Annotated in this window: 3 protein-coding genes; 1 reads left to right on the forward strand and 2 read right to left on the reverse strand. The window is 55.2% G+C overall.

Annotated elements, in window-relative coordinates; genetic code table 11:
• Positions 1-580: 580 nt before the first annotated feature.
• Complete coding sequence (locus M9827_RS04475) at positions 581-1,255, forward strand: hypothetical protein (RefSeq protein ID WP_250603769.1); 675 nt, start codon at positions 581-583, stop codon at positions 1,253-1,255.
• A 186-nt stretch (positions 1,256-1,441) separates the two neighbouring features.
• Here M9827_RS04475 and M9827_RS04480 read toward each other — a convergent pair whose 3' ends face one another.
• Together M9827_RS04480 and M9827_RS04485 are read right to left on the reverse strand one after the other, a co-directional pair.
• Positions 1,442-1,801: a DUF6124 family protein gene (locus M9827_RS04480; protein WP_250603771.1), complete on the reverse strand. Its 360-nt coding sequence runs from the start codon at positions 1,799-1,801 to the stop codon at positions 1,442-1,444.
• 579 nt (positions 1,802-2,380) lie between these two features.
• A partial coding sequence (locus tag M9827_RS04485; protein ID WP_502943378.1) for an immunoglobulin-like domain-containing protein occupies positions 2,381-5,093 on the reverse strand: 2,713 nt, incomplete at its 5' end.

Genomic DNA, 5,093 nt, shown 5'->3' on the forward strand with positions numbered 1-5,093 from the left:
GCTCCTAGAGTCGATGAAGCCGCTACCTTTCGCTGCGATACGAAAAGGAGGTGGCAGCTATACGCGGGTCGCAGACCGGGACTCTAGAACCGGCAGACCCGAAGGTCTCCCACGTACAGCCGCCATAAAAAAAGCGGGTGTTGTGCGTCCAGAGATCGACGGGCTGCGAGAACCGATCGCTGATTCGTCAGCGACCGCACCACAATAGAACCCGACCCCAAGGCGCACAAGCCGGCGGATTCTGGCGTAGCTGTAGGCAATGGCGCAAGAATTTGTAGCCTTGAAGGAGTGTCTGGAGGTGTCTTTTAAGAACCAGGGTTTAAAAGGTGATGTGGGCGAAGATCTGGTTGTAATTGGTCTGTTCCTGCGGGATCCCCGCCGGATTTGCGCCGCGATTCCTGATGGTTACCGTCTGTCTGGAAAACCTCTGAACCTGTCAAGTCTGACAGTAGACGGCTGCGCCCGCCGGCGCTCTCATTGCCATGGGAATTCTCCCGGCATTTCCCTGCATTGGTCGCTCTGATCATCTGATACGAGTACCAGGGATCGGCGCCTGAATCGGGTTTCAGAGGAAGCAACCATGGCAGACCAGCCCTACATAAAGTTGCAAGGTATGGAGGTTGAATTCGTCTCGGGAGTGTTGGAACAACGTACAGCCGATCGCGCAATCGGTTACACCGTGACTTTCAAGTTGATGCTGGACTTCACCCATTTCAAGCAGATGGCCAACGTCTACAGCGCCAACTATCTGGAAGTGTCGAACAACGCGATTCGGCCGGAGCTGGAAGGTTTGGCGTACCACAATCACTACAGTGTGATTGGGGCTTCTGCCGGAAAAATCGTCAACAGTGCGATGCTTTTCGAACTCTTCACCGATCCGGATTTGTACCTGGATGCCTGGATCAACAATGAAATGGAGAGGCGATTTGGCAAGCCGGAATTTGTCATAGAGGGAAATGCGCTGTTGATGACGGCGCGGCAGGACTTTCGTTGGGAAAATCCGGAGCGCGAAATCAAGATCGAAGACCTCCCCGTCATTTGGTTTGATTGGGCTCTCACCCTCATTGAGCAGCGGACAAAAGTGTCTTGGGGGCTACCGGAGCGTACGACGCCGATATCGGTGGTGACGTTTATGTACACGCAAGACGAGGTCGTCGTTATCGAGGGTACGGAGATGCTCAAGGGCGCGCGCTATATCAACGGCAAGAGGCTCAGTTTCGGCCCGATTTCACCTGAACAGGTTTTAACGGCGTAGTGATCTGCAACCCGCCGCCCCGATTGAAACGGGGCGGCGTGTTTTTTCTGCCTCAAGGTTTTGTGTTGCGCCTTAGCCAGTATTCGCGCTCCCACTTTGGAAGCCGTTCAACGGTGGGAGCGAGCCTGCTCGCGAAGGCGTCAGAATTGACGCTGGATCAATCAGCTGGTGTCCCCAATGCCTGCGTCAACCCGGCACCTCCAGATTATCCATCACCCGATTCACCGCCAGTTCGCCGAGCATGATCAGTTGCGCAATCCCCAACAGCGTCCGGCGCTGCGACGCGGGGATTAGGTGGGCGAAGTCATGGGCGATGGTTCTGGCGGAGGCGAGGGTTTCGCTGGCATCGGCCAGCAGTTCTTCGTTTTTGAAGTCTGCGGTAACGGCGTACATCCGGCGGGTTTTACGCGGCGGTGGGGGGGAGCCGGGTGGGCAGAGGTAGTGATCGAGCGCGCGTTCGGCGGCGTCGTTGAGTTTTTTTGAATCGAGGGATTCGTAGGGGGAGGCGAGGTCGGTTTCGGGTGGGTTGGGTGTTGGTTTGATCATGGTGAAACTCCTACATGTGAGGCCACCAAAACCTGTCGCTAAACAAGAAAGGGTGGCGGCTGGACGCAGGTTAGCGAACCGGGTGTAGGCGCCCGGCAGACCCGAAGGTCTCCCGCGCACAGCCGCCATAACGTCGATTGCAGATAAGCATCCACAGTCGAGTTTGGAGCGCTGATGCGCCTACAAAGGTTCGGGTCGCTAAACCCGATCGCTGATTCGTCAGCGACCGACCCACAATAGAACCCGACCCCAAGGCGCACAAGCCGGCGGATTCTGGCGTAGCTGTAGGCAATGGCGCAAGGATGTGTAGCCTCAGAGGCGTGTCTGGAGGTGTCTTTTAAACATTTGGGTTTAAAAAGCAAAAGATAGGGCGATTGTCGGGGTGAAAACGTGGCCTGTCCCCGATCGCGCCCCGATAATCCTTGCGGCCATAGTCTTAAGTACTGCCCAACGATTGCTGTGAATTGAGATTAAATGAAAAAACCGCACTTCCTTTTACTAGGAGTGCGGCTTTCAGGGGGGGGGTGCAGGTTACGTCCCCTTTGCATCCTTTTGCACCACGGTATCTAAATTGGCGCGTTATTGATTCGGTAATAAACACCACGCGCCAAATTGAGAGTCATTTTCTATACCGCCAAATTGTATAGGGGAACCTCTATGGACAAATAAGTAATTATTTGGGAAGGTGCGGTGTGGTACGCCAGTCCAATACCAAGTTATCCTCGAGGGAGGAATGTATACTCTATTGACATTAGTCTCGAATATGCTGACTCCGGATGGTCCATCAATAATAAATGTTCCATTGACGGCAAGCACCCAAGATCTTGCTGCTGCGGCGGACATTAGTGTTGTATTTATTAGTAGTCGATGTGTGTTTGTAACGCGCACGTTAAAAGAAACTTCATTTTTTATTTGGTCTGTAACAAAAATAGTAGCGTCGCCATTACTGTTTCCAGTCACCTTTCCTTGTGGTGTGACGGAAGCAGTAGCTATGTTATTAGATCTGTAGTTATATGGTGGAACTCCACCCTGAGGCTGGCGAAATTCAGTATTGCCAATAGAGTCTTGACCTGTTTTTGGCCAACTAGGAATTTTTACCGAGAAACCATTCAGATTCATTTGACTTGCATTTATAGTTAACCGCGCCACTACTCTTATGGTTCTCGCCTCTGACGACGGCAGGCCAGTGCCGTACAACGGCTTGGCAGTAAAACTGTAGGACTTCACGTTCAATCCGGAAATGGTCAGGGTCCAGATGCCGGTTGTAACGTCGGCATCGGGCTGGCCTTTGGAATTTGTACCTTCGAGTACATCGATCTTCTGCCCCTTGGCGGCGGTGCCAGTGATGACCACCGACGTATCGGTTGTATCGCCACCTTCGGGAATATCCGCGCCACTCTGCGAACCCTTGATTGTCGTAATGGTGGGAGCCGTTGCAACGACCACCGATAATGTCCGTACATTGGAGTGGGTTGCACTGCTATGATAGAGCGATTCGGCATACAGTCGGTGAGCACCTGCAGCGACATTGAACGAATGCTCCCATTCACCAGTTACATCATCAGCCGTAGCGCTACCTTTGGACTCGGCATCCGGTTTTTCATCAAATATCTCGACTTTCTGACCCTTGCTGGCGGTGCCTTTGAGTTTCAGGGCGGTGCTCACGGTCGTTTTGCCGTCCGGCACTTCCACACCTTTGTCATCCAGTACATTGTCCAGCGTCGGCTTTAACAGCGCGACCACAACCACGTCGCGGAAATCGGAGAGGGTGCCGTCCTTGCGTCGGGCGCTCAGTTTGTAGGTATTCCCGGCCACCAGACCCGTCAGTTGAAATGTCCATTCCCCCTTTGAATCTACTTGAATTTCGGTATTCGGCATCACCGCGCCGTTATTGGCCAGATCGATTTTTTTGCCCGGGGTGGCCTTACCACTCAGTGTGACCGCTGTTTTTACTGTCGGGCTGCCGTGTGGGATTTCGTCCCCACCGGGCGACTCCTTGATTGACTCAATAGTCGGCAGCACCTCTACGACGTTTTTGACCGTATAGGTCCGCACCGGAAAACTCAGCGCGAGGTTTTCATCCGTGCTGCGGTCCGGCGTTGCCATGAAAGACACGTTGAGTGGGCTGAGATCCTTTAACGACTGCAGGTCAGCCAAAGGCAAGGATGCATCGAGATAACCTTGCGATATCCAGGTCCCGTTCACGGCGTTACTTGGGCCTCTCCACACGACGCGTTTGTACTCGGTATCATCTTTTTTGGTGCCCTGTACCTCCATCCAGACACGTTGGCCACTGGCAATGTGCGGCCAGAAACCGCCACGAAGAGTGGCCGCAGCAGTGAGCGTCGACACATCCAGCTCAGTGCCGTTACCACCGCCGGCCGCCTGCATGATCTTCGGTGAATGCGAAAGATCCACGCGCAGTTGCAACACCGCCAACGTACGAATCTGCGAGTCTTTCGGTTCCTGGGTGCCGCGTGTCATGGCGTAGTCAAGCGTGATTGACTTGTCGAGGTTGAAGGCGATCACCGAGACGTCCAGCGGAATTTCCTGCGGGCCGACGCGGGTGACCGGCCATGGATCCGTGGTGTGCGAACCGGCAGGCAGCGTTCCGGGGGCGCCGGTCCAGCGGACGCTGATCTTGTCGCCGACCAGCATGCCGTCATAGTCGATCACCGCGGTCAGTGTGTTCTGGGCATTGAGCGGGTCGAGACTGGTGTCATTGGGGGCTTCCTTGATCTTCGGCGCTTTCAGATCCAGCGCCACGCCGACACTGAACTTCAACGTATCCGAATAACTCGTCCCGCCCGCCGCGCGTTTGATCTCGTACTTGACCTCGACCGTGCCGCCTTCATTGCCCTTGATCATCGCGGCCGGGATGGTGAACGGCACTTCCTTGCCGGCGGTGAATTCGTTCAGCTTGATCGAGTCGGGGTATTCGCCGGTGATCGAGCCGAGCCAGGACATGAAAATTTCATCGTCTTTGACCGTTTCCTTGTAGATCACGGTCGCGGTGGTGCCGGCGGTGTCGGCTGGCAGGACGCCGTCCACCACGCCGGCCACGACCGGTTCGGGCAGTTCCTGGCGTGCTTCGCCGACGCGCAGGATGTCGCTGTGGATCGACTCGCGAATGGCGCGGGTGGCCTCGAATGCGTCCAGCGTGTTGAGCACTGCGCCCGGAATCAGCAGTTGGTAGTAGAACTCCGCCGTGCCGCCGTTGATCGGGGCCAGGTGTGTGCCCTCGATGTTGTACAACAGTGGTTCGGCCGCGACGATGTCGTTGTGGGTGATG

This window comes from Pseudomonas sp. AKS31 (genome assembly GCF_023634765.1).
Taxonomy (GTDB): domain Bacteria; phylum Pseudomonadota; class Gammaproteobacteria; order Pseudomonadales; family Pseudomonadaceae; genus Aquipseudomonas.